The organism is Butyrivibrio sp. INlla14, from assembly GCF_900102515.1.
GTDB lineage: Bacteria > Bacillota > Clostridia > Lachnospirales > Lachnospiraceae > Butyrivibrio.
The window spans coordinates 90,136-115,866 of the sequence record NZ_FMVS01000010.1 but is presented as its reverse complement, the minus strand read 5'-3'; the positions used below and the strand labels follow the sequence as shown (position 1 = coordinate 115,866).

The window sequence follows — 25,731 nt, the reverse complement described above, 5'->3', positions numbered from 1 at the left end:
GTGCATCCACAGCGGAGCGTTTTTTATTGAATAGGAAAGCAATTTCCTATTCAATAAAAAGTGCTATGGATGGCTCCTCGTCATCCATAGCAACCATTAAGTTCTAAGATTTAACTAATTAGTGTCCGCCTTCGCTCTGGCCATTGTTGTTCTTGTCCTCTGGCTTGGCTGGAACCTGATGGCCATCATACTGACCCTGGCCTGTTCCATCTGCAGAACCGCTTCCACCATTTCCACTAGTGTTTGTTGCACCTCCTAGTGTAACATCATAAGTATAATCTGTATACTCTGAACCATTCTGTCTCATTACTGTAACTTTTACAGTTGTTCCAATAGCGTAATACTGAAGTCTAGTCTGAAGATCATCCATAGAAGCAATCTCAGTTCCATCAAAAGAGACAATAACATCGCCCTTCTGGATTCCTGCGGCCTCAGCTCCGCCACCTGATGTAACATCTGCTACATAAACGCCAAGTGGCAGTCCATAGATAGATGAAACATCTGAAGTAACACTTACTCCTGAAATTCCAATGTATCCTCTCTCCTCATCTGAGAGTTTAATCTTGGTTTCTTCATTCATAAGCTGTTCAATGATTGGCTTAGCAGCAGAAATTGGAATAGCATATCCCATACCTTCTACAGTGTCTCCACCAATCTTATTTGAATTGATACCAATTACCTCGCCCTGAACATTAAGAAGTGCTCCACCTGAGTTACCAGGATTGATAGCTGCATCTGTCTGAATAAATTCCCTAGTGCTGCCATCATCAAGCTCTACCTGTCTGTTAAGAGCTGAAATAACGCCTGTTGTAACTGACTGGCCATATCCAAGAGCATTACCAATTGCTATGGCAGGTTCTCCAAGAACCAACTGATCACTGTCACCAAGAGTTGCAACCTTGATCGTACTCTTTGTTTCATCTGAAAGATCATCCAGCATAACAGCGATAACAGCCAGATCCATGTCGGAATTAGTTCCCTTTACTACAGCCTCAACTGTAGCATCATCTGAAAAGATAACTTCCAATGTATCAGCGCCCTCAATTACGTGATAATTGGTTGCTATCAAAAGTTCTGTGTCATTCTGTCCTACAATGATTCCACTACCAGATGCAGTAGCTTCCTGCTCCTGTACATATCCAAAATAACTAGCTGATGCTGTATAGTTGTTGTGGATAATAACCATAGCAGGCATAACCTCAGATACAACCGCAGTTACATCAGTAACAACTGTACTGGTCTGAGCTGAAACTGTTGTAGTCTTGACGCTATCCTGTGTCTGCGCTTCAGCTACCTGCTCTGACTCAGCCTGTGTTGTTTCCTGAGTCATTTCTATCTCTGTCTTTGCAGACTTATTTGCAATAGCAAAATATGAGGCACCGATTCCGCCAACCAAAAGTGCAAATATCGCAATAGCTGCAACTACAATTGCTCCGGTGTTTTTCTTTTTAGGAGCCTGTGTTGGAATCTCAGAGGTATTTGTACCATACTGATATGTACCATAGCTGTGGGCACTAGACTGGTTATTGTATGCATAGTTGTTATTGCCAGCATTGTAACCACCGTAGTTGTTCACACCACTGTTGTTACTGCCTGTACCAGCTCCTGCATTGTTATAACCGCCACTATAACTGCTATTCCCATAACCACTGAAAGGACTTGGATTCTGCTGTCCGCTAGCATAGGAATAAGGATTATAAGAATAGGTATTGTTGCTCTTTGCCTGTTCACTTCCATAAGAACTATGCTCATTTGCTGAATTCGCATTATCTGTTGAATTCAAATTGGAATTACTATTTACACCACCCTGTTCCATTTTGTCATCTTCATACATGATAACTACCTTCTTCCTTTATTTGGATTATGGCTCTAGTATAAAGAGATTCTGTGACGGAATTGTGTTTTAATTATTATAAAAATATAATATCTTTTTATAATTAGCCGGTTATGTATCAGTATTCCTCTTCAATCACCTGTATTTCCATATAATCAAAGGGAACCTGCTCTATAAAGGCATCCCTTGTAAAGCGGCATTTTGAGTGCCTTTGGAAGTCCCTGACTGTTGTATCTAGCCATATAGGTTTGGACAGATCAAGCTCATAGCATGCTTTTTCTATAGCGTTCATCACCTTGTGAGTCCTGGTATCCGTAGTATCATCACAAATGACTGTATCCTTTATTAGATGATTATCATCTATCAGCTTAACCCAAAGTCTAAACATTCTGATCCCCTTAAATACTTCTCTTTATAATGTAATCTCTATACCGCAATCAGACAGCCCCTTTAAAAAGCTCTCTTTGGTTCTATTTATAATAAGTTCCTGTGGAAAACCTATTTCCTCAAACATTTTCTGAACTCGCATAGTTTCTCCAATTTCCGGAGACATATGAGCATCCGTATTAACACAGACGGACACTCCAAGCTCAGCACACCTTATGGCAACATCTCTGCAAACCGACTGATGATGTCCCTCCCAGAAAAAGCTATGCTCATTTATCTCTATTGGCTTTTTAAGTTCCTTGGCAACTCTAAGGACTTCATCCATATCAAAAGGCACTCCGGCTCTTCCTATGTGTCCAATAAAGAAAACCTTGGGATTCTCCATAGCCTTTATATACATATCAGTATTCTCTGAAATACTCTTTCCAATTGTATGTCTCTTGGCATGCACTGAAGCTATGACAAAATCAATTCTCTCACATACCATATCAAGCAGTCTCTTCTCAGGATCATAAACATCACCAGTTACAGACTTGCTGATAATAATGTCATGTCCAAAAAGATTCCCATCCATATCTACAATATCTGCCTCGACACCTCGAAGAAGAGTAACATCATTCCAAACTCTTGGCCAATTATTTGAGCAAAAGAGATACTGATAATTTTTAACATTCTCATAATCGCCAAACAACATATCGCTAAAATGATCAGTGCTGGCAAGGAGCTTGATTCCTTTCTCTTTGGCTGCCCTGATATTTTCTTCTATAGTTGAATAAGCATGTCTTGAATATAAAGTGTGTGTGTGGGTATCACATTCAATCTGGTACATATTTCACCTCTATTATCTTATTTCAGATTTCCCCAAATCCCCCACGCTAAATAAATAACAATAAGTCATACGCCATAACAATAATTAGCTATCCCCGACATTTTGTCAAGGATAGCTAATCCTATTCCCATAATAATGGTTTATACTATATTACTCTTCATATCCGTTAGGATTCTGGCTCTGCCATCTCCAGGAATCAGCGCACATTTCCTTGATTCCATTCTCTGCCTTCCAGCCAAGTTCTCTCTCTGCCTTATCTGCATTAGAGTAGCATGTTGCGATATCTCCAGGTCTTCTTTCCTTGATCACATAAGGAATCTTGACGCCTGTAGCTTCCTCGAAATTCTTGACAATATCAAGTACGCTATATCCAACACCTGTTCCAAGGTTGTAGATATTAAGTCCACTGCCTGGCTCAAGCTTCTTAAGAGCCTTAACATGGCCAAGTGCAAGATCTACTACATGGATGTAATCTCTTACTCCTGTACCATCGTGTGTATCATAATCATTACCAAATACATTGAGCTGTGGAAGCTTGCCAACTGCAACCTGTGTAATGTAAGGCATAAGGTTATTAGGAATTCCATTTGGATTCTCACCAATTGTTCCACTCTTATGTGCTCCGATAGGATTAAAGTATCTAAGAAGAACTACATTCCATTCTGGGTCAGCCTTCTGGATATCTGTGAGAACCTGCTCCAGCATTGACTTGGTCCAACCATAAGGATTTGTACATGTTCCCTTAGGGCACTCCTCTGTGATCGGAATAAATGCAGGATTGCCGTATACAGTTGCAGAAGATGAGAAAATAATGTTCTTGCAGCCGTGCTGTCTCATTACATCAACCAAAGTAAGAGTTCCAGCAATGTTGTTTTCATAGTATTCCCAAGGCTTCTGTACTGACTCGCCTACAGCCTTAAGTCCCGCAAAATGGATTACGCTGTCAATCTTCTCACTAGTAAAGATCTTCTCAAGACCTTCTCTATCTCTTATATCTACCTTGTAGAAAGGTACCTTTTTGCCTGTGAGGGCCTCAACTCTTCCGATAACCTTCTCACTAGCATTAGCAAGGTTATCCATAACGACCACATCATAGCCTGCATTCTGAAGCTCTACTACTGTATGTGATCCAATATATCCTGCTCCACCTGTTACAAGAATAGCCATATTCAACCTCTTTTCTGTTATGTATCACCAAGTTTTTTGTTTACTATGGTTTAATTGTATTGATAGGCGTCACTAATTACAACACTCTTATGTTAGGAACACCTGTCAGAATGTTAGATTGTTCCATCACTCGTAAGCAGCTCGCGCCAGTAACAAATTCGCACATTCCTCAACAAATTGCATTACAGCTCAATACCGTTAAGCTTGCAAAGCTCTCTAGCTGACTCTACAGAATCAACGCCTTCTTTATTCTTGATAGGAGCAAATTCATGTTCTCTTACAACCTCATAAGGAAGGCATGTATCAAGCTCATGGATCATATCAAGAACAAGCTGCTCGAACTTGCATCCGTTAGGAGCTTCTGGCTTGATAAGATTTGCATTTTCATCAATATAAGGAATCTTCTTCTCAACAACATGCAGAGGAAGAGTTTTCTGAGCTATATCAAAAAGAGCCTTCTCGTTAAAGAGATAGTTAAGGATAACTCCATAGTTGTAAGCAGGATCGCCGTTTTCATCCTTGGCATCCATCATCTCCTGTGAAAGCTCGTAATACTCAACGATAGAAGGTCTTCCATCCTCAAGACACATTACGCCAACCTTCTCGTCTGGAGCATTCTTTCTAACAACCTTGGCGCCGCAGGAAACACCTGCATTAACTGTTGCACCAACAAAGCAAGGATCTGCGATTCTCTGAAGGACATTATCAACAGCAAAAATATCGATCCACTCGATTCCCTCTTTTAACAGAACATCTCTAAGTCCAGCCTTGAGCATAGAAGAATACCATCCAGCATTACCATTAGGAGATGTGGAAATTCTGCCCTTGCCCTCCATATATACTTTTCCATTGTAATCAGAAGCTGGAGCCATATCCTGCTTGAAGAAAGTAACCTTATCCTCTGGATATCCAAAGAAATTGTGCTCCTTGAGGAAGTTTACTGTAGCATCATTATTCTTTTCACTTGTCATGATGAAAAGATGAATGAAGGCACCACCTGCCTGAGCTACTGTATCCTGAAGGTTCTCGATTATTCTCTGGAAAATATAAACTGGCTTGGTAAGACCAATATCATACATTCCCTTTGGGTTGTCAGAACCAAGTCTGGTTCCCATTCCGCCTGCAAGAAGGACTGCTGCCACCTTGCCAGCCTTAATTGTCTCAACGCCAATCTTTCTAAACTCTTCTTCTCTTTCCTTAATCTCGGAAACCTGCATTGCAGCAAGAGGTGCAAACTGTCCTCTTCCCTCACTCTTTCCAAGATTCTTGCAGTTCTCTAAAACTGCAAAGTCTGTATCCTCTATCTGGGCAAGAAGCTCTTCTTTCTCAGTATCAGAAAGTTCATCATAATACTTAAGTACATGCTCCTGGCCATATTTAGCTAGTTTCTCCTGTGCACTTTGAAAATCCATTGTTCATACCTCTTTCATGATAATACGGGTTTCTGAACCCATGCCGTTACATTGTAACATAATTGTTTGCTTTATACTATTTTAATCAAATAAAAACCTGCGAAGGTATTTTCCCCCGCAGGTCCTTGATGTATCTGTTTATGTATCTGTTTCTATTACTGTGGAGTAGCAGGAGTTGCCGGAGTCTGAGCTGCAGCAACTATTGCAGGATCTACAGGAGCAGGTGTTCCTGGAACCCAGCCAGCAGGTGCTGCCAAAAGTCCGCCCTTGTCGAAAGTACACTCAACATTATCCAGAACAGCAGTTACGCCTGCAAGCATCTTGCCATTGTTGGCATCAAAGTATCTCCATCCATCAGGAAGCTGAACCCAGCCTACAACCATGTGTCCATCTGTAGGATCAAGGAAGTAAACTCCGTCCTTAAGTGGAGCCAGCCCTGTAGCCATAAGTCCATCAGCCCCAAAGTAGAAAGCTCTTCCGTCTATTGCATTCCAGCCTTTTACCATCTTGCCATCTGCGCCGAAATAATATCTGGCACCTACTTCACCTGTCCAGCCTGTAAACATTACTCCGTCATTGCCAAAAAGGTATACATCTTTATCAATCTGCTGAAGGCCTACATAAGCCCTGAAATCCTGTCCAAAATAAAATCTCTGTCCAAGTTCATTGGAAAACCAGCCAGAAATAGCAGCACCATCTGCGCCAAACATGAACTTTCCAACTTCAAAGGCCAGCATTCCTGTCTGCATTACACCCTTTTCATTGAAATAATAAAGCTTATTTCCAACCTGAGTAAGTCCCACGTGCATTAAATACTGATCATCAAAATAGTGAACACCATCCTCAAGAGGAATAAGGCCCTTCTGGCAGACACCATCTGCATTGGCGTAAACCAGTGCCCCGCCAACATCAATAAGGCCAGTACGTCTTACACCATTTGCGTCAAAGAAATATCTTGCCCCTGCAATATCTGCAAAGCCAACCTTGGCAAGTCCGCCCTGAGCTGGATCAAGGTAATATATTCCTGATTCATCCTGGAACCATCCTGCATTAATGATACCTGTAGTAGCATCTGCATGATATCTTCCATTCGAAAGGTTAAGCCAGCCATAGAGCTTTCTATAATTGTGATAATAATATATATTTCCACCATAACTGTTAAATCCCTCTGGAATCAAACGGCTAAAGTAATCTGAATAAAGATGATCGATATCTACTCTTCCAGGGATACCTGCAACCTGTCCATGGCTTGTAGACTGCCACATTGCATACTCTCCAGGATATTCGCACGCTCCGCTGTACTGAGCAACCCACTTAGGTGCAGAAACTACTGGCATTCTGCCCATGAACCAGTTCTTGCTGGCATATACCATAGGCTCATAACCGTTAGCATACATTATTCCGCAGAATGTATCTGCAATAGCCTGAAGCTGAGCTGGATTGAGCCCCTTCTGACATGAGTCCTCAATATCAATTGCTACAGGAAATGATACTGTATATGGCGCAATCCATGCGAGAACCTGATTGGCCTCTGCTGCGGCCTGCTCAGGATTTGTCGCATAAGAATAGATATAGATACCAGTTCTGATGCCTGCTGCATTAGCACCATTTATATTGTTGATGAACTGTTCATCCATTCCCTTTTTAGTTGTTCCAACTCTGATCATGGCGAATTTAACACCAGAATTCTTGACCTGCTGCCAGTTGATCGCGCCCTGATATTTAGCCACATCAACTCCCATGGCAATTTCCGGGCCTCTGGCACTGACTGTAGTCTCAGCTACAGGTGATAAAGACAGAAACGCTACTGCCCCCAGAAGCGCTGCTGCAGAAAGTAAAGCTTTCTTGACACTTTTAAACATACTATTCCCCTCATATGAATTTTAAGTTTTTCTTAACATTTTAATTATAACAAATAAAAGGCACCACCACAATTGTGATGATGCCTTAAAATCTTAGTATTTACTCCCTGTATCTTAGGATTCCGTATGCTCCGGTTCCAGCATGGGCATTAAATGTTATAGTAGCAGGGTCCTCATCCAGATCCGGCAGGATTTCATATACACCGCCACTTCTTACACATACCACAGCATAAGAGGCTCCTTCTTCCTTGAAATCTGCAGGTATTTCAATCATTGTTCCAACCTTCATCTCTTCATTGACCATTGGATATACCTTAGTGGAAAAGAGTCTGCTGACTGTCATCTGAAAAGATGCTCCAAGAGTAGCTTCTTCTGACTGTGCCACAATACTCATAGTGTCGATAGCTGCAGGAGCTGTCCTTGCATCTATGTCCCATGTAGTTACAAAGAAATACTCGAGTATCATAAAATTGGCTTGTTTTTGGAGCTCGTACTCTGGGGTTATAACAGCAAACCCAGGAACAGACCAGGCATAATAGTTGCCAGCTACAGTTGACTTTACCTGCTTGCCATTTGAATTAACCACATTATTCTGAGGAATAACAATCTTTTCTTCCTCTTTTTCCTCTTCCATGTCACCAGTTGAGCTCGTTATATCTGTACTCTGCTGAATACTTGTTTCCTCAGAAATATCCGCATAGGAGGTTGATAGCCCTTCTGTTGCCTCAGACTTCACAGGATTTAATACCAGGCTGCAGACACCTAGTGTAAGTCCTGCCAGTAAACCACCCAATCTTCTTATTTTCATGTCCTCTATTCCTCACATTCTCTTGTTTATTCTTTTATTACGTGTAACTCAAATCCAAGATACTTTCATTGTAGTTTATATATATCCCGAATTCAAAGGTAGATTATATTTTATTCCCAATTTTTACGATTATTGTAATTATCGCCAAAAGAAAGTGCGCATTTTCATACATTTTTACGTTTATGAAAGCGTTTACATCCAGTATTCATGCGTGTTATGATTTCCTTATGTTTTAGCTTGTGGAGGCAAAACTATACTTAACTTAATAAGGGAGGACAAGAAGGTATGTTCAAAAAACTGATCAAAAAGGTTGTTATCGCTATCACGACAGCTTCTGTGATAGTGGCTTCTTCTGCCATAGCAACCACAGCTCCAAAGGCAGAAGCTGCATCTAATATCATCTCAGACGGATGGTATTACATTAAGAACATCAACAGCCAGATGTATGTTGATGTTGCTAATGCTTCCGACGCAAACGGCGCCAATGTCCAGCAGTGGACAGGAAATGGCAATGCCTGTCAGAAGTGGTATGTTACAAACCTGGGTAGCAACTATATCACAATTAAAAGTGGTATGGCTGGTGGCCGTATGCTTGACGTAAACGGGGGCAAATCAGCAGACGGTACTAACATTCAGATTTGGCCAGCTAATGGCAAGGATTCACAGATTTTTAAGGTAGTTAAGATTTCTGACGGAGTTGTAGCTCTTAAGAGCAAATGTGGCTCTGAAAAACAGGCTGTAAGCGTATATAACGCAGCAGTAGATGCTGGCGCCAACATTGTTACCTGGAAGTACAACAAGAAAAACACCTATCAGCAATTCAAATTCGAAGCTTGCTCTAACGGATCAGGCTCCGGGGGTGGTTCCGGTAGCGGTTCAGGTTCTGGATCAGGCTCTGGTAGCGGTTCAGGAAGCGCAAGTGGCAGCACTATTACAGTTAAGAATGGTGGAACATCTCTTTCTTCTGCTATCAGCAAGGCTAAGAGTGGCACCACAATTGTTATTGACGGTACTGTAAAGAGTGGCTCCGTAAAACTTCCTTCCGGTGTGCATATCACTGGTAAGAACAATGCCACAATTGATTTTTCATCCACAAGCGGAAGCTCTGGAAGAGGAATCACCATCTCAGGAAGTGGCAGCAATCTTTCAAACTTTACAGTAAAAAATGCTGCTGACAACGGTATCTTTATCGATGGCAACAACAATACTTTTACCAATGTAACCTGCTGCTACAACAAGGATGCCGGTTTCCAGATCAGTAACGGCGGCTCCAACAACAAATTCTACAACTGCACTTCACATCACAATGCAGATCCCAAGGGTGAAAATGCTGACGGATTTGCTTGTAAGCTCCATTCAGGAACCGGCAACTATTTCGAAGGCTGCGTCGCCGAATATAACAGTGATGATGGATGGGATCTCTATGCAGCACATGGGGCTGTAACCTTTAAGAACTGTAAGGCAAACTACAATGGATATTGCGACGGTATCTACGGTGATGGTAACGGCTTTAAACTTGGCGGAGTTGATAACAAGACTTCCGGTGTTGCCGCTCACCTTGACCCACTTAATCATGTTTTGGAAGGATGTTCAGCAGTTGGTAACTACGCTTCTGGCTTTGACAGAAATAACCAGAGCGGAGTTGTAACTATGAAAAAGTGCACAGCAGACAGCAACAAGAAATACAACTTCAACTGGCCAAAGGAAGGAACACCTTCTGCTCTTGGCAAAAAGGTAACCTTTGGAACAGCGGTAATCCAGGATTGCACATCTAAAAACGGAAAGAATAACATTAAGGGTGCCACATTAAAGGGCAACTGTGTTGGATTCTAATATTATCAAAGGCCTGTATCCATCTGAGATACAGGCCTTATTATATTAGCAAATTTAAAAACCTTTATTTATCTGTTCTATTGTAACCTCTTTATCATTTTTTAAATCATAGAATCCGGTATGCACGCCTTCTTCATATAACCAACATAAGTCCGTTCCATATGGTGCATCAAATATTTCCTTTATGACCTGTGCTTTTTCAAACAACGTCTCCGCTGTTACTATTACAAAATTGTTGGAATCACTCACATATTCGTCATCATCTATATCTGAATAGATTGTCCATCCATTCAGCTCTTTTATGTTACTTTTTTCTCTGTAAGAATATCTGATAGGAATCCCGTTTAACACATTCTTAGAAACAACAAATCCCCCATACAAAGAATTATCAATCCTCATTTTTCATTTCCTCCGCTATCTCTTTTCGCCATGGAAACTGATTAGCGTAATCCACGCACGAATTTCCATAATTATCCTTCTCATGACACTTAACACCGTATTTTTTTAAAACCGATAATAAACTCTTAACCACACCATTACCTAGTTTTCCTGATATCAAGTAAGATAACGGAATAGCACCAAAAGCATCTTTTTGGTTAATATCTATCCCTGCCTCAAGTAAAGTATTAGTGATAGTTATTATGAATTCTTCATCCCTTATATTCAATGAAGAATATAATATATGCAGAGCATTGCGCTTATGTTTTCCACCTTGATAGTTAATATCAATTCCCTCGTCAATCAAAAAAAACACCATTGCCTTGCGTTGTTCATAATTTCCATCTCCACACATAATTGTTTGTAGTAAATTAAGTTTTGTATCCTCATTTATACAATTGACATCACCTTTATACATCTTCATTAATAATTCAAAATCACCCATTAATGCTGCATCAAAAATGGTTATCATATCTATCCTCCCTATTCATGTGCATGTCCTCTATTAGGCGAGGGTATTTCTATTCTAAAGTTTTCCGGATTTTCCTGAAAATCCTTTAATTCTTGCAAAGAAATATCTCTATCTCTGTATTTTAAAAACATATCGTTATAGCATTTCCCCTCTTCATGTCCAAAATCAACTATCCCTTGGCGAGGTTCCATTACTTCATGTGACATTATGTTCCCCCAGTTATTCCCATTTAGCATAGCCAAATATCACAATTCTTAGCCGCCTACAATTATAACAAATAGCACTCTTTTTTGTCTCAAATATTTAATAGCTGAAACTTCGCAGTCGTAAAAATATGTTTAAACCTTTCTGCAAAATTAAGCGATCTCGTAGGCAGGTTCTAGAAAACATTTTCATGTACGAAGTTTAAGTTAATTGAGTTATATCTCAAACTCAACAGTATAAACATTTATATTTTTCATCGCTCATTCCTTCACATTCGCTTAATTCTCTTATATTCTCTGCATATTCCGTTTTCAATCGTGAAGCATATATTATAGAAAATTTTATAGTGTTTTCCTGATTCATTTTTACTCATGAAATCTTAGCAATAAATGGCTAGAGACAAGAAACAAATGGTAAGAGAAAAGTAAAGAAATGCCTTACACTACATATCATTGAAATACTTATATACAGGAAGGATTTGTAAAATGAAAAATAAGGTATTAGCGGGGATATTAGTTATGGGATTATTACTTACAGGTTGTGGTAATGATATTGAGAAAGCAATTGCACAAGAAACATCTTACTCCGAAGAGGCTGACAGTGCTATTTCAGATGAAATATTATTGGAAGATGCAAGCTCAGAGAACACTGATGCCAGCAGTTCTTCTACTACAACACCACAGGAAGCCCATGCAGAAGTTGGAAATATGGTTCTTCCAAGATACACAGCTCTTCGTACTGATGAAGGCGCAGGCACTATAGAAAGGATCACCTATACAGCTCATGATTATGCCGGAGATGGCCATGAATTTACCAAGGAAGCAAATATTTATTTGCCTGCAGGATATAGCGAGGATAAAAAATATAATGTAATGATCCTGCTACATGGCATTGGCGGAGATGAAGATGAATGGGGAATGAATAAGAGCACTTCCAGAGTAAAGGCAATAATGGATAATCTTGCCTATTATGGCGATATAGAGTCCTTTATTGTAGTTACTCCAAATGGAAGAGCAGGTGATTATAAGGCAGAAAACGGTTCATCTGCCATAGATTCTTTCTATGTATTTGGTCAGGAGCTGAGAAACGACCTGATTCCATATATAGATTCACACTACAGCACATATGCTGATTACAAGGAAGGGTATGACCTTTCAGAAGCCAGAGCCCATAGAGCAATTGCCGGGCTTTCCATGGGTGGCATGCAGACTATCAACATTGGTATCGGAGAATGCGTTGATATGTTTGGATATTTCGGTGCCTTCTCAGCTGCCCCAACAAGCAATATTGCCTCCAAGACAGCTAGCATTCTTGAAGGCAATGAATATCCAATCTATTATTTTTATAACATATGCGGTCTTCAGGACAGAACAGCCTATTCTAGCCATTCCGCCGCAGCTAAGACTCTGCCCTCTGTATGCAACCAATTTGTCGATGGTGAGAACTACATGTGGCAGGAGCTTGACGGACAGCATGATTTCCGCATTTGGTATCTTGGCTTTTATAATTTTGCTCAGCTTGCATTCAGTAAAGAGTAATGCAAACTTTACGATCATGGATTTACAATATTTCTTGCTTCGCCCCTCTGGTAAGCCTGAACATTCTTTTTAACCTCCTCAAGGCATCTGCGGCGGGCCTCAGTGCTGGCCCAGGCAAGGTGAGGTGTGACCATGAGTTTTGTGCTATCCTGTATCTGCAAAAGAGGTGAATCTTTGGCCATGGGTTCTGGATATAAAACATCCAGACCTGCGGCCTTTATTTTATTATTTAAAAGAGCATTAGCCAAGTCCTGTTCGCTTACGACAGCGCCTCGGGCAACATTTATGAGGACTGCGGTATCTTTCATCTTATCAAAGACATCCCCGCTAAAGAGATTTCTAGTCCTGTCACTAAGTGGACAATGGATTGAGATGACATCACTTCTTCTCAATAGCTCATCGAATTCAACTCTCTCGTAGTCTGTGCAGGTGCTGTTACCTGATGCAGAGTAAAAGATAACCTTGGCTCCAAAGGCTGTTGCGATCTGAGCAACCTTTCTGCCTATATTTCCCATGCCAACTATTCCATAGGTCATACCATCAAGCTCGTGAAATGGAATATCAAGGCAACAGAAGTGTGGCTGATTTGCATATTCACCACTTTTTACAAATTCATCATAATGTCTCATACTCTCCATAAGGTAGAATAAAAGAGCAAAAGTGTGCTGCGCAACAGATGCTGTGGAATAATTGACCACATTGGCAACCTTGACCCCATGCCTGTTGCAGGCAGGAATATTTGCATTATCAAAGCCTGTTGCGAATTCGCAAATAAGCTTTAAATCCGGGGCATCATCAAGGATCTTATCAGTAATGGCACTTTTATTGATCATAAGTACCTCAGCTCCAGCAAGCCTTTCTTTGGCATTATCTTCTGTTATCTTATCATCATAATAAGTAACCTCTCCAAGCTCATCATAAATGCTATAATCCATATCTGATCCAACGCTGTCTTTATCTGCTACTACTATTTTCATATCTGTTCCTTTCAAAAAGAATATTTTCTGTATATTTATACACTCGCCTGTATATAATTCCATATGGTTCTGCGTTCAAATGATAACATATGCAGAATATGTGTGTAAATATTGATTTTTATGTACTATTAATCATTCTGCAAGTGTATCCGTCCTCCATATTTCTCCGTGATAATGCACAGATTCACTTGGGAAATTTTGTTTATTTTTTCGTATATATTTTACTAATATGTCCTAAGATTAATGTATATTTATTCCGATATAAAAAAAGACAAGGAGTGTCGTTTTAAGAGGATGGAGCCTATGGTAATACAACACAACATTTCTGGAATGAATGCAAATCGTCAATATGGCATGACTACTGTTTCCCAGCGGTACTCAGCAGAAAAACTTTCGACGGGTTATAAATTAACCGGTCTGCTGATGATGCGGCTGGTCTTGGTATTTCTGAAACAATGAGGAGACAGGTAAGAGGCCTCACTCAAGCATCCAGCAATGCTCAGGATGGAATTTCCCTTGTACAGATTGCAGATGGCGCTTTAACTTTTCAAACCTTAACATTCTCTCTAAAGCTGGAGAATCTGTTCTTGCCCAGGCCAATCAGTCAAATTCCGGAGTTCTAACTCTTTTGTCATAAGGAATGAAGAAATTTCCTATATCACAAAAAAGGGATGCATTTCTGCATCCCTTTCTATGTTTATCGCATTATGCAAATGGATTCTCTGTTGGGTATGGAAGAGAAGCTGGCTGATTGTAACCAATAACCTCTGCTCCAACATACTTAAATACTTCGTAAAGAGCCTTTCCGAAGTGACCAAACGCAACTGCTCCGTGGTGAGGGAAGTTGTGCTGGATGAGAATGTGTCTGTAGAATCTTCCCATCTCTGGAATAGCGAATACACCGATACCACCGAATGACTGTGTAGCAACAGGAAGAACCTCACCCTGTGCAACATAAGCCTTAAGATGATTATCAGATGTGCTCTGAAGTCTGTAGAATGTGATGTTTCCAGGAATGATATCTCCTTCAAGTGTTCCCTGTGTAACTTCCTCAGGAAGGTTTCTAGCCATAATTCTCTGGAACTTCATCTCGCAGCTTGAAAGCTTGCTTGTGCATGTGTTTCCGCAGTGGAAGCCCATGAATGTGTCTGTGTGCTTGTAATCGAACTTGCCCTTGATTGACTGCTCGTACATATCAGCAGGTACAGAGTTGTTGATATCAAGAAGTGTTACAGCATCATCAGAAATGCATGTTCCGATGAACTCTGAAATAGCACCGTAAATATCTACTTCACAAGATACAGGGATTCCTCTTCCTGTAAGTCTTGAGTTTACATAGCAAGGAACAAATCCAAACTGTGTCTGGAATGCAGGCCAGCACTTACCAGCGATACAAACGTACTTCTTACCGCCTCTGTGCTCTTCGATCCAGTCAAGAAGTGTAAGCTCGTACTGAGCAAGCTTCTCAAGGATTTCAGGCTTCTTGTTGCCAGCGCCAAGGTCTTTTTCCATATCAGCCTTAACTTCTGCAATTCTAGGATCTCCAGCGTGCTTGTTGAATGACTCGAAGAGGTCAAGCTCTGAGTTCTCTTCAATCTCAGCACCCATGTTATAGATCTGCTGGATAGGAGCGTTACAAGCAAGGAAGTTCATAGGACGAGGTCCAAATGAAATAACCTTGAGGTTTGCAAGTCCATCAAGAGCTCTTGCGATAGGTACGAACTCGTTGATCATCTTAGCACACTCATCAGCAGTTCCTACTGGATACTCTGGAATATATGCCTTAACTCCACGAAGGTGAAGGTTGTAGCTAGCATTGAGCATACCGCAGTATGCATCTCCTCTGCCATCGATAAGGTCGCCCTGTGACTCCTCTGCAGCAGCACAGAACATTACAGGTCCATCAAACTTCTCAGCAAGAAGTGTCTCAGAAATTTCTGGTCCGAAGTTTCCAAGGTATACGCAAAGAGCGTTACATCCAGCCTTCTTAACATCCTCAAGAGCCTCAAGTGTCTGAGTCTCACTCTCGATGATACAAACAGGGCACTCATAAACGTCCTTGTCGTTGTAGTTCTTCTTATAAGCCTCTACCAAAGCTTTTCTTCTGTTGACAGCAAGTGATGCTGGGAAGCAGTCACGGCTTACTGCAACAAGTCCAATTTTAACTTCTGGAATGTTAATCATAAAAATCCCCTTTCTTGCGCTATAGGCGCCTTCATAAAACTTTTATCTCCCAAGAACTATTCGTTCCAAGTGGTCGATACACACATGTGCAATGTAAAAGATCTGCCAATATCCAAGTTGAAAAAATACAACTTTGCACTTGTATACTTTTTCTGACGATACATATTATCTGTCATAGGCATCCAAATTACAAGCTATCAAAACGTAGAAAAATTGCATACAAAATTATTCAAATTGCTTGTAAGTTGTACGTGTTATGTTTCAAAACACGTACATGTTATCTATAGAGCAAAACCATCCTGCGGATCTGGCTCTGAGGTATGTCAAATAGTAAAGTCCACGCTTATGCACTTATGACCTGTAAGTTCCTCTGAGCGAGCATCTGGCTGCTGAGTACCTGCATAGAGTCTGAAGTTCTTGGCAAAGATAGCTCTTTTACCTTCCTCATCTACAGAAGTAAGGGCTCTCTCATTAATAGAAAGAGTAACTGTTACCTCTCCGCCTGCTGGAACATGAACTCTCTTAAATCCGCAAAGGCTTGGATTAAGTGTTGCAAACTCAGAATCAAGGTCCTTGATGTAGAGCTGAACAACTTCATCTGTATCGAACTTGCCATCATTAGCAACTGTCACTGTAATCTCTGCACCTGTTGCCTTATCCGCGTCTTCATACTTGACATTAAAGTTGAAGTCAGGCTTAACATAGCAGTCACCATATGTAAGACCATATCCAAATGGATAAAGAGGTGTGCCTGTAAAATACTTGTAGGTCCTGTTCTTCATGGAATAGTCCTTGAAGTCAGGAAGGTCATCAGCTGACTTGTAGAAGGTTACAGGAAGCTTACCTGATGGTGATACTTCTCCAAAGAGAATATCTGCAACATCTGCGCCGCCTCTTGCTCCAGGATAGAATGCCTGGAGAATTGCGTTGGCATCCTCCTGAGCCTTAGAAAGGTCAATAGCACTACCAGCCATGTTGATAACGATTGTAGGCTTGCCACACTCAAGAACAGTGTAAAGGAGCTGTCTCTGAGGAAGTGGAAGGCTAAGATTGATCTTATCTCCTGATGCAAACTGGTTGCCCGCATCTCCTTCTTCTCCTTCAAGGTTCTCGTCAAGGCCAACTACAACAACTACTACATCTGAGTGGTCTGCAACAGCCTGAGCCTCTGACAATCTGTCTGGAAGATTTGGATCTGCAAGGTTACTTATATTATTCTTAAAGATATCGCAGCCCTCTGAATAGAGTACGCGAACATCATCTCCTACCTTATCCTGGATTCCCTCAAGAACTGTTACATATCTTGAAGCTGTTCCATGGTAGTTACCTATAAGTGACAATCTGGAGTTAGCATTTGGTCCAACTACACCGATTGTCTTTATGTTGTCCTTATTAAGAGGAAGAAGTCCGTCATCCTTAAGAAGAACTACTGACTCTTTTGCTGCTCTCTTTGCAACAGCAAGGTGCTCTTTGCACTCTACCTTTTCAAAAGGAATCTCATCAAATTCTGTCTTATCAAACATTCCAAGAAGGAATCTTGTTGTAAAGAGTCTTACGCAAGACTCAGTAAGATACTTCTCATCTATAAGACCAGCTCTTACACCGTTCATAATGGACTGATATGTGCATCCGCAGTTAAGATCGCATCCCATTTCAAGAGCGAGCTTAGCAGACTCCTCAGGACTTGATGTGACCTTGTGGTTCTCATGGAAATCCTTGATAGCCCAGCAGTCAGATACAAAATGGCCCTTAAAGCCCCACTCGCCACGGAGTTTATCCACCATAAGTGGCTTGTTAGCACAGCATGGCTCGCCATTTGTTCTGTTATAAGCACCCATTACAGCTTCTACGTCAGCCTCTTTTACAAGGGCTTCAAAAGCTGGAAGGTAGGTCTCTTCAAGATCCTTCTTGCTTGCCTTGGCGTCAAAGAAATGTCTCTCGCCCTCAGGTCCAGAGTGAACTGCAAAGTGCTTGGCACATGCTGCAGCCTTCATGTATTCTCCGTCACCCTGCATTCCCTTAACAAAAGGAACTGCCAGAGAACTTGTAAGGAATGGATCCTCACCATAAGTCTCATGGCCTCTGCCCCAGCGTGGATCTCTGAAAATGTTAACGTTTGGAGCCCAGAAAGTAAGACCCTTGTAGATATCTCTGTCTTCTCTCTTAGCCTGCTCATTATATTTAGCGCGAGCTTCCTCTGCTATGATCTCGCCAACCTCGCCCATAAGCTCTTCATCAAATGCTGCTGCAAGTCCGATGGCCTGTGGAAACATTGTGGCTGTACCTGCTCTTGCAACGCCGTGCAGAGCCTCATTCCACCAGTTATATGCTGGTATTCCAAGTCTGTCGATAGCTGGTGCATCATAACGAAGCTGAGATGCCTTCTCTTCTACAGTCATCTTAGCAACAAGTTCCTGTGCACGCTTTTTTGCTTCTTCTCTGTTCATCAACTCATCCTCATAGTTTTCCAAAATAATACTTTCCGTATTATCTATTTTTACATAAGGAGGATTGATGTTCTTACCATTTTTTGCCCTATGCCTCTTAATACTTGCGTTTTATTTTTCAGCTACAATTATGCAGTTTGAAGCAGGGTATTCCACCACATTTCCATTCTCATCAAGAAGATTCAGGTACTGTCCAAGATTGTCAGGATAACCTGGCTCCAAAAGCTCTTTTGCTACTATCACCTTTGCTCCAAGCTCTTCAAAGAACTCCCTGTACTGCTCAAGAGTGAAATACCCAAACTGCTCCTGAACCTCATGGGCATAGCTTTCTATTCCCCATGTATATGTAAAAAGAAATTCCCTGATAAAGTTTATATCGCCTGCAACCGTGAGTTTATCCTCATCTATAAAAAGAACTTTCTTTTCCTCTGGAATGTCCTTAAGCCCCTTAAAGTCCTTCACATAATTTTTGAAGAAATCAAGTCCTGCCTCTGTTTTAAACCTTATTTTCCTTACAGCATTACCACTTGTTTTAACTCCGTCTCTTATAATGATCCTTCCGCCCTTGCCGAGGCTATCGTAGGCATTTCTAAGAGCAAGCTTGACGCTGTCTATATCAAATTTCCCATTTGTCCCTTCTGTATATGAATATATTTCATGAAGTATGGATGAAAAGATTATGCTTCCAACTTCTCTTTCCATGGTACTATCCACAAAGTTGTGCACAAGAACATTCCATTTGTGGCCTTCTCTGTGTTTCTTCTGATCAAGAGTTTCGATGACATTGGTAGATATATCCGTTCCTATGATCTGCTTGTCAGGGAATTTACCTTCAAGCTTATCAAGAAGAATTCCACCGCCTGATCCAACATCCACTACACTTTCTCCAGTGACATAATCAATGATGCTGTCTTTGGTGCTTGCAGAAACATTATTCATAGTCATCAGGTACTTGTCTTCATTATTGAGCCTGTCAAATGCATCTCTTCTAAAGCCAAACATGTCATAGAGAACAATTATGCTCTTTTCAAAGGTAAGAAGACCGCTCCTTTCTGCTTCCACGCAGAATTCAATAAGCTTTTCGCAGACCTTTGAGAACTTGAAATCCACAAAAGCACTCTTATTTTCTATCTTCACGTCGATATCCACATTCTGGACAGATGAATCCAAAAGATATTTTTCGATAATACGCTTTTTGTAGACATTTACATGCTTTTTGCCCTCATAATCATAGAGAAGGCTGTCTGCCAGAGGCTTAAAGTTAAGATGCAAAACCTCCTGCCCTGAGATCTCTATTTCTTTTACAGTATTAGTCAGGATTGTCCTGATCTGTCCCATATCAAAGCTGGAAAGAGCAGCTTCGAAATACCACAGCTCATACTTAGGAAATATCTCTTTTGCAAAAAAGTCCACATCACTTCCAAAGAATTCCATCTCACCAGGACATAGTCTCTGAAGCCTGTACTGAGGAGAAAACTCAGTAAGTTCTCCGGATACTATATTGTCTATAAGAGACTTGGTACTTACTTTTACTGAATCCCATATTTTGTCTGAAACAGCCCTTATGATGCATTCGTTGAGCACAAGTAAGAGCCTCTTCATATCGAGAGCATTATACTTTCGATATGCAAGAAGCTCTTTGTTTGCAGAAACAGAGATCTCACCGCGAATACACTGACCAATAACTCCATGAGTCTTGATCAGTGTATAGATAAGGCCATCATCTCCTGTTTCATCTTTATATATTTCAGCGGAGGCTATATTGTGGATATCTATTGGATAACCCTTTTTCCTCCATTCATTTCTCTCTTTAGACAAACCGCCCTTGGCAACCTCAGACCATTTAAGAACTGTTTCGATCACATCCTTTTCCTGCTTGTTAAGCTCTTTTTCTGAAGATATCTCATCAAGAATGTCCAAAGTGCGCATAACATACATTAAAGTCTCTTTGCCAGAAAGACTTCCAATACTGTCAAGTCGCTCAGCATTAACATATACATTATCTGTATCTGTCAGAAGCTTAAGCCATGTATTGCCTGTAAGAACCCCTTCTCTTATATTCCCATCCTGGTCAAAAAACTTATCAAAACTTGCTGACATATGACTCCTAACCGGTCACGAGCCTTCCAATACGGTCCGAGACGCCAATCTTGATCTCCATACCAGCATTGAAATCAATTGTGTCATCGATAATACCATCTGAAAAGACTACGCCGTTTTCACTCATGTCAGAAGTAACGATCAGCTTCTCGTCTCCGCCAATCTGTCCATAAACAATATCTGCCTGAGTAAATCTGCTAGGATAAGGCTCTCTTACCTGAAATGTCAATTGCCTCGCTCCCCAATCATATGATGGTTCCGGAACACTCCCCATGCCAAAAGCCCTGGCCATTCCTCTAAATTCCGCCATAACTGATTTGTGCCAACCAGTCATTCCAAATCCAGTAGAAATGATAATCCCTGATGAGGACTGATTTTCAACCTGATCACGGTAGTTAATGTGGTATCTTGCAGATGTGTGGTTGGATACGCCGATAAAAAAGTCATTAACCGCGTATAGGACCTGGCCATCCTTAGATTCCACTTTACCCATTGTAACACTTTTGGCATCAAAGCTTCCATCAATAACCTTGGGTAAAATACCCTTAATATCCCCTGTTTCAAATGGTAAAAGAACTCCATCCCATCTGGCAGGATCTGGGTTAACTCCGATCAGAGGCTGTCCATCCAGATATTTCATGGCATTGGCTACGAGTCCATCCTGGCCAACTGCGATAACTATGTCATCCTTGCCAAATATCATATTGGGCAGGTATTCTCTGTCTATTTCCTGAAGTCTGGCCATTGGGCGAACAAGGCTTCTCACACTTTCAAGAGCCGCGTTATAGTTTTTATCCTCTGTTTCATAATCAGAGAAATCTGCTCCCAGATGTTCAATGTAGAACCTGGCCTGTTCTACGGTATTATATCTTCTTTTCAGTTCCTCGTATCTTGTTCGGCGCTTTATGAGAACTACCTTATTCATCCCTCTGTCCATAATTTAAGTATCTCCTGCTTGCTTATTTCTTTTTCTGTCCCAGCACAGCATTTGCTGCGTCCTTCACTTTATCTGCTGTCAGACCTGCAGTTTCCCTTGCGATTCCTCCAGTTAATGTCTGCAATAGATCTGGCGTAAAGTTGATTGTCCCAATCTTGTCTGCGTTATCACCAATGTTCATGAAGGCCTTAGCCATAAGTGTGGCAGGATCCATCTGAGCCATTGCGCAAGCTTCAACAAGAGCCACGTTGAGCTGATTGTATGCCTTAACAATTCCTGCAAGTGCATATGCCTGCTGATCTGCCTTAGCCTTTTCATTTTCAACTTCCAGAGCAGTGTATTCACTGTTCTTCTTCTCAAGTTCTATCTTACCCAGCATTTCCTTATTTTCAATCTGAAGTTTCTTGGCAGCTGCCATCTCTTTAAGAGCGAATTCCTTTTCCTGTTTCTCGGTATTCATGGCAAGTTCGCTTCTAAGAGCCTTAAGGCGCATCTCCTGCTCTCTTTCCTCCTGCTCCTTCTTCATATCCAGGTCGCAGCGCAGCACGTACTGCCTCATCTCCTGCTCTTTTTCTTCCTTCTCTTTCTCTTTTTCAGCTACCTTGATCTCTGTATTGATCTCATTTTCCTTGATAACGCGTTCCTGTTCAATAGCAGCATTTCTACGCATATAAATTGCATCGTCCTGCTCCTTTAAGATCTGCTCCCTGGCTGCTGCCTCCAGAGCCTTTCTGGTCTCCGCTTTAGGATTAATTCCCAGGATGTTTATCGCAACTATGCTAACACCAAGTTTGGCTATAGACTCATCACTTGTAAGCGCTGTCTCTATTGTCTCTGCCATCTCATCTGCAAGTCTGATTATTGTACGAACATCCTTCTTGCTAACTTCTCTGATCACGATAGCTTTAATGATGTTGTTGATTCTCTTTTCCAAAAGAGCCATCTGCTCTGCAATCTTGTCATCTGTCTGGATGGGAGGCTGATACGCAAAATCAAGCATCTTGGCAGCCTTGTTATAATCCGTGATCATATATGTTGTAACCCCCTGAACACATACGCTCTGGTAATCACTTGTTACCACGTCATCAAAAGCGAATGCACCATCAAACGCTGTAGATGGCGCAACCATGATACTGGTTGTAAGGTCATTGTATAATACAGACAGTCCAAGTCCCTCTCTGACAACCTTTCCATTTTTAATCACCATTACATAATCATTTGGTTTAAACTTTTTGAATTTCATAGTGGGCCTCCCGATTTGATTAGTAGTTATTTGCTACTTTCTTTTGTTGATTTTATATTAGTAGCATTTTACTACTTTGTCAAGAAAAAAATAAGACCTGATCATTTCCAGTGATCAGGCCTGAAACGTATCTTTACTATCCTATATATCTATATTCTGCTGACATTTTGTTACTGATAATAGATTTTCTTTTTTCACAGGTAGCTTCTATCTTAGGAGCCACGAGTGCCCTAAAGTTAGTCTTGTACAGCTTCTTGCCAAGAACAAGCTCATAAATAGCCTGAAGATCCGGCAGTGTAAACTTTTCTCCAATCATGTTAAAAGATAAATCTGTATGCTCAAATTCAGCCTTGAGCTTTAAAATAGATTCAATGATGATCTCAATATGATCAAATGCAAGCAGCTCCTTGGAAGCTGGCGTCGAAACCAGGTTCTCGTAGGTTATCCTTCCATTTTTAAAAGACTTACTCTCTATAGAATACTTGATTTCCACATGTCTATTCTGATTGACAAATCTAATCTCGTCCTGATCGATAATCATATCAAACCACGCCGACTCCATAGTCTTATAAGTCCCATCCACTACTTCATCCCGGGTATCCGAAACAAGTGCCAGATAAGCTATACTCATAACCCAGGTCCTGGGATCTCTTCCAGGCCTTGTAAAGGTATAGATCTGATCAAGGTATGTATTTTCAAGGCCGGCTTTTTGAGATAGAACTCTCGCTGCTGCCTGATAAGCAGTTTCATCCTGATGGACAAATCCTCCAGGAAGTGACCACATATCAAGAAACGGATGCTCATTTCTTTTTACCAGAAGAATTCTCATATTTTTAAGATCAGGACTTGTCCCAAGAACAAGAATATCAGTAGATACAGAAGGTTTTTCATAGCCATCAGCCTTGTAATTTCGAAGGAATTCTTTTTCAGTTAACCCGTTTTTATCCTTTTTACTTGTCATGCATCTCGCTCCATGATAGGTATAAATCTCATTTTTTTATATCATGTAATACATTTTACCATGTAGACAGATTAATTTGTATGCAAGCATCCATTCGCTTGCCGGTCTTGTGCAACAAAACGGCGCGGCCAAAAAAGGCCGCGCCAGAAAAATCTGTCAGTATTTAGCTTTTATTATGGGAGCATATCAGCATCGCCGAAGTACTCTGCCCACTTCTGAGTACGCTCATCAATGATAGCCTGTCCACCTGCTGAGAGGTAATCTGAAAGGAAGCTATCCCATGTTGAGTCAAAGCTATCTACAGAAGCAACGACTGCGTTGTCATAAACCTGATCTCTCTTTGATGAAAGAGTATCACCAACACCAGCTTCTGCTGTGATCTCACCAACGTTAACATTCTTTGGCTCAAGACCATCTGCCATAGCAATCTTGTTAGCCTGATCTACAAGCTCAGGATCAGCTTCTGCATAACCATATGCAAGTGAAAGAGCTGCAAGCTTCTCATCGCCAAAGTATGTTCCGTTACATGTGATTGTGTAGTCAATGTTCTTACCAGAGTTCTGGATTGCATCACCTGTTGCTGCAATGATCTGGATAGCACCAGAATCAAGAACTTCATGTGTAACACCCTCATCACCAGCCTGGAGATACTTGATTGTATCTGGCTTTGAAATGAAATCAAGGTAAAGAAGTGATGCAAGAGGCTCTGTGTTTGTTGTAGGGAAGAAGATCTTTCTGTCTCCAGCTGAGCTGTAAAGCCACTTAGAATACTTGTTAGCTGAGTTCTGGAAGCAATCTACAGGAACAAACTTAGCATCTTCGCCAATATTTCTCTTAAGGTTGGCATTGATTGAATCTTCACCATTTCTAAATACATAATCCCAGTTGTGCTGGAAGGCACCAACGTAACCAGCCTTGATCATGTCATCCTCAGTTGTATCTCCGCTTCCATAAAGAGCGAAGTCTTTCCACATGAGGCCGTCGTTGTACCACTTATTAAGAAGTCTTACAGCTTCCTTTGTAGAAGCCTGTGTAACCATTCTGTCATCAAATCCGTTAATATAGTACTCTTTATCTGTGATAGCTGGATCCATGAATGAAGTGATGATATTTGAAGCTCTCCAACCGATATCATAGCTTGTTGAGAAAGGAACCATCTTGGAAGCATCAGCGCCAAGAAGTGTATCAGCGTTGTCTCTGAATGCTACAAGCATATCTTCAAACTCCTGAGTTGTTGTAGGAGCCTTTAAGTTCAGCTTATCAAGCCAGTCCTGACGAACGAAAGTAACGATTCTCTGCTGTTCTGCTCTCTTTCCTTCAAGTGCCCATACAGAGCCAGTCTTAGGATCCTTATCCCAGAGCATATTTGTGTCGCCAAGCCATCCCCAAAGGTTTGGAAGATCACCCTTATATGTCTCGATCATTTCGCTAAGATCGATAACACCGCCCATCTGAGCGTATGTAAGAACTGTAGGATATGAATATGTTACGCAGATATCTGGAGCTTCGCCAGCTGCAAGAAGGTTGTTGATATCATCAACCTCTGTCCATCTTGGAACCTTCTTGAAGGTAACTTCTACGTTGTGCTCCTCAAGCATTCCCTTTTTGATGTACTCTGTGTACATGTTGTTCTCAGGATCTGATCCGCCGTCATTTCCTCTGTCGTAGATCTCAACTGTGATCTTTCTTGTTTCAGCAAACTTACCATCTGTAAGCTCTGAAGAAGTCTCTGGTTCAGCTGGTGTTTCAGCTGCTGCAGTTTCTTCTTTTGTCTCCTGTGCAGGAGTAGTTTCATTTGATGCTGTTGTGTCAGCGCCCCCGTTTGATGATCCGCAGGCAACTACTGAAAGTGCCATTGCAGATGCAAGAAACATGGATAATACCTTTTTCTTCATAACTATACCTCCATTTTTATATACTTTTTCCCACCACGGGATTGGTACCGATTTCTCCGTTTTCCACAGCACATGCACTGTAGATCGGTAGCTCTGGGCATTCCGACGAGCCAATTCAGAGGAATTGTCTCGTCTCCATAGAGCTAAACTCACTCCAGTGCATGTGCTTGTGGAAAACTCCATTTATCTCACCACATATCAGC

20 protein-coding genes and 1 pseudogene are annotated in these 25,731 nt (G+C 41.2%); 3 read left to right on the top strand and 18 right to left on the bottom strand.

All coding sequences use genetic code 11. The features are described from left to right. Positions 1-118 precede the first annotated feature (118 nt). The 7 genes from BLO53_RS08440 to BLO53_RS08410 form a co-directional block, all read right to left on the bottom strand. Positions 119-1,834, bottom strand: coding sequence for a S1C family serine protease (locus BLO53_RS08440; protein ID WP_092060514.1), 1,716 nt, complete (start codon positions 1,832-1,834; stop codon positions 119-121). Between the two features lie 118 nt (positions 1,835-1,952). Beyond that, positions 1,953-2,222 (bottom strand): hypothetical protein, encoded by a 270-nt coding sequence (locus tag BLO53_RS08435; RefSeq protein WP_092060512.1) that lies wholly within the window; start codon positions 2,220-2,222, stop codon positions 1,953-1,955. A 24-nt stretch (positions 2,223-2,246) separates the two neighbouring features. Beyond that, a complete protein-coding gene (locus BLO53_RS08430) occupies positions 2,247-3,050 on the bottom strand; it encodes a phosphatase (RefSeq protein ID WP_092060510.1) in 804 nt (267 codons plus the stop codon). 150 nt (positions 3,051-3,200) lie between these two features. Continuing rightward, positions 3,201-4,217, bottom strand: coding sequence for a UDP-glucose 4-epimerase GalE (gene galE / locus BLO53_RS08425; protein WP_026490051.1), 1,017 nt, complete (start codon positions 4,215-4,217; stop codon positions 3,201-3,203). A gap of 182 nt (positions 4,218-4,399) precedes the next feature. Continuing rightward, complete coding sequence (locus tag BLO53_RS08420) at positions 4,400-5,629, bottom strand: UTP--glucose-1-phosphate uridylyltransferase (protein ID WP_026490050.1); 1,230 nt, start codon at positions 5,627-5,629, stop codon at positions 4,400-4,402. 155 nt (positions 5,630-5,784) lie between these two features. Further along, positions 5,785-7,491 (bottom strand): GH25 family lysozyme, encoded by a 1,707-nt coding sequence (locus BLO53_RS08415; protein ID WP_092060508.1) that lies wholly within the window; start codon positions 7,489-7,491, stop codon positions 5,785-5,787. Positions 7,492-7,591: 100 nt separating this feature from the next. Then, positions 7,592-8,299, bottom strand: coding sequence for a hypothetical protein (locus tag BLO53_RS08410; protein WP_092060504.1), 708 nt, complete (start codon positions 8,297-8,299; stop codon positions 7,592-7,594). A gap of 285 nt (positions 8,300-8,584) precedes the next feature. Here BLO53_RS08410 and BLO53_RS08405 point away from each other — a divergent pair, with 285 nt between their 5' ends. Beyond that, positions 8,585-10,132 (top strand): RICIN domain-containing protein, encoded by a 1,548-nt coding sequence (locus tag BLO53_RS08405; RefSeq protein WP_092060502.1) that lies wholly within the window; start codon positions 8,585-8,587, stop codon positions 10,130-10,132. 54 nt (positions 10,133-10,186) lie between these two features. Here BLO53_RS08405 and BLO53_RS08400 read toward each other — a convergent pair whose 3' ends face one another. From BLO53_RS08400 to BLO53_RS08390, 3 genes are read right to left on the bottom strand one after another with little or no spacing between them, the layout of a single operon-like run. Then, the gene (locus BLO53_RS08400) at positions 10,187-10,531 is read right to left on the bottom strand and encodes a DUF2185 domain-containing protein (RefSeq protein ID WP_092060500.1); all 345 of its coding nucleotides are present in this window, start codon (positions 10,529-10,531) and stop codon (positions 10,187-10,189) included. Beyond that, positions 10,521-11,042 carry a hypothetical protein gene (locus tag BLO53_RS08395; protein ID WP_092060498.1) on the bottom strand — a complete coding sequence of 174 codons (522 nt, stop codon included), beginning with the start codon at positions 11,040-11,042 and terminating at the stop codon, positions 10,521-10,523. Before BLO53_RS08395 ends, BLO53_RS08400 begins: the two co-directional genes overlap by 11 nt. A gap of 11 nt (positions 11,043-11,053) precedes the next feature. Next, on the bottom strand, positions 11,054-11,248 hold the full coding sequence (locus BLO53_RS08390) for a GH-E family nuclease (RefSeq protein WP_207648470.1): 195 nt from the start codon (positions 11,246-11,248) through the stop codon (positions 11,054-11,056). Positions 11,249-11,731: 483 nt separating this feature from the next. Here BLO53_RS08390 and BLO53_RS08385 point away from each other — a divergent pair, with 483 nt between their 5' ends. Next, on the top strand, positions 11,732-12,784 hold the full coding sequence (locus tag BLO53_RS08385; RefSeq protein ID WP_092060494.1) for an alpha/beta hydrolase: 1,053 nt from the start codon (positions 11,732-11,734) through the stop codon (positions 12,782-12,784). A gap of 14 nt (positions 12,785-12,798) precedes the next feature. On the opposite strand, the gene BLO53_RS08380 is transcribed toward BLO53_RS08385, so the two are convergent. Beyond that, positions 12,799-13,761, bottom strand: coding sequence for a D-2-hydroxyacid dehydrogenase (locus BLO53_RS08380; RefSeq protein ID WP_092060588.1), 963 nt, complete (start codon positions 13,759-13,761; stop codon positions 12,799-12,801). Positions 13,762-14,064: 303 nt separating this feature from the next. Here BLO53_RS08380 and BLO53_RS19945 point away from each other — a divergent pair. Then, a pseudogene (locus BLO53_RS19945) lies at positions 14,065-14,306 on the top strand (flagellin N-terminal helical domain-containing protein); the annotation flags it as partial. A gap of 160 nt (positions 14,307-14,466) precedes the next feature. Here the strand turns inward: BLO53_RS19945 and BLO53_RS08370 are convergent. The 7 genes from BLO53_RS08370 to BLO53_RS08340 form a co-directional block, all read right to left on the bottom strand. After that, positions 14,467-15,945 carry an L-fucose/L-arabinose isomerase family protein gene (locus BLO53_RS08370; protein WP_092060492.1) on the bottom strand — a complete coding sequence of 493 codons (1,479 nt, stop codon included), beginning with the start codon at positions 15,943-15,945 and terminating at the stop codon, positions 14,467-14,469. 323 nt (positions 15,946-16,268) lie between these two features. Further along, positions 16,269-18,392: a glycoside hydrolase family 3 C-terminal domain-containing protein gene (locus BLO53_RS08365; protein ID WP_092060490.1), complete on the bottom strand. Its 2,124-nt coding sequence runs from the start codon at positions 18,390-18,392 to the stop codon at positions 16,269-16,271. 111 nt (positions 18,393-18,503) lie between these two features. Beyond that, the gene (locus BLO53_RS08360) at positions 18,504-20,492 is read right to left on the bottom strand and encodes a methyltransferase domain-containing protein (RefSeq protein ID WP_092060488.1); all 1,989 of its coding nucleotides are present in this window, start codon (positions 20,490-20,492) and stop codon (positions 18,504-18,506) included. A gap of 7 nt (positions 20,493-20,499) precedes the next feature. After that, entirely contained in the window at positions 20,500-21,429 is a 930-nt protein-coding gene (locus BLO53_RS19625) for a sugar kinase (RefSeq protein ID WP_092060486.1), read from the bottom strand. A 22-nt stretch (positions 21,430-21,451) separates the two neighbouring features. Continuing rightward, positions 21,452-22,672: an SPFH domain-containing protein gene (locus BLO53_RS08350; RefSeq protein WP_026489423.1), complete on the bottom strand. Its 1,221-nt coding sequence runs from the start codon at positions 22,670-22,672 to the stop codon at positions 21,452-21,454. A 136-nt stretch (positions 22,673-22,808) separates the two neighbouring features. Further along, complete coding sequence (locus tag BLO53_RS08345) at positions 22,809-23,633, bottom strand: NUDIX domain-containing protein (protein ID WP_092060484.1); 825 nt, start codon at positions 23,631-23,633, stop codon at positions 22,809-22,811. 173 nt (positions 23,634-23,806) lie between these two features. After that, the gene (locus BLO53_RS08340) at positions 23,807-25,528 is read right to left on the bottom strand and encodes an extracellular solute-binding protein (RefSeq protein ID WP_092060481.1); all 1,722 of its coding nucleotides are present in this window, start codon (positions 25,526-25,528) and stop codon (positions 23,807-23,809) included. Between the last annotated feature and the right edge of the window lie 203 nt (positions 25,529-25,731).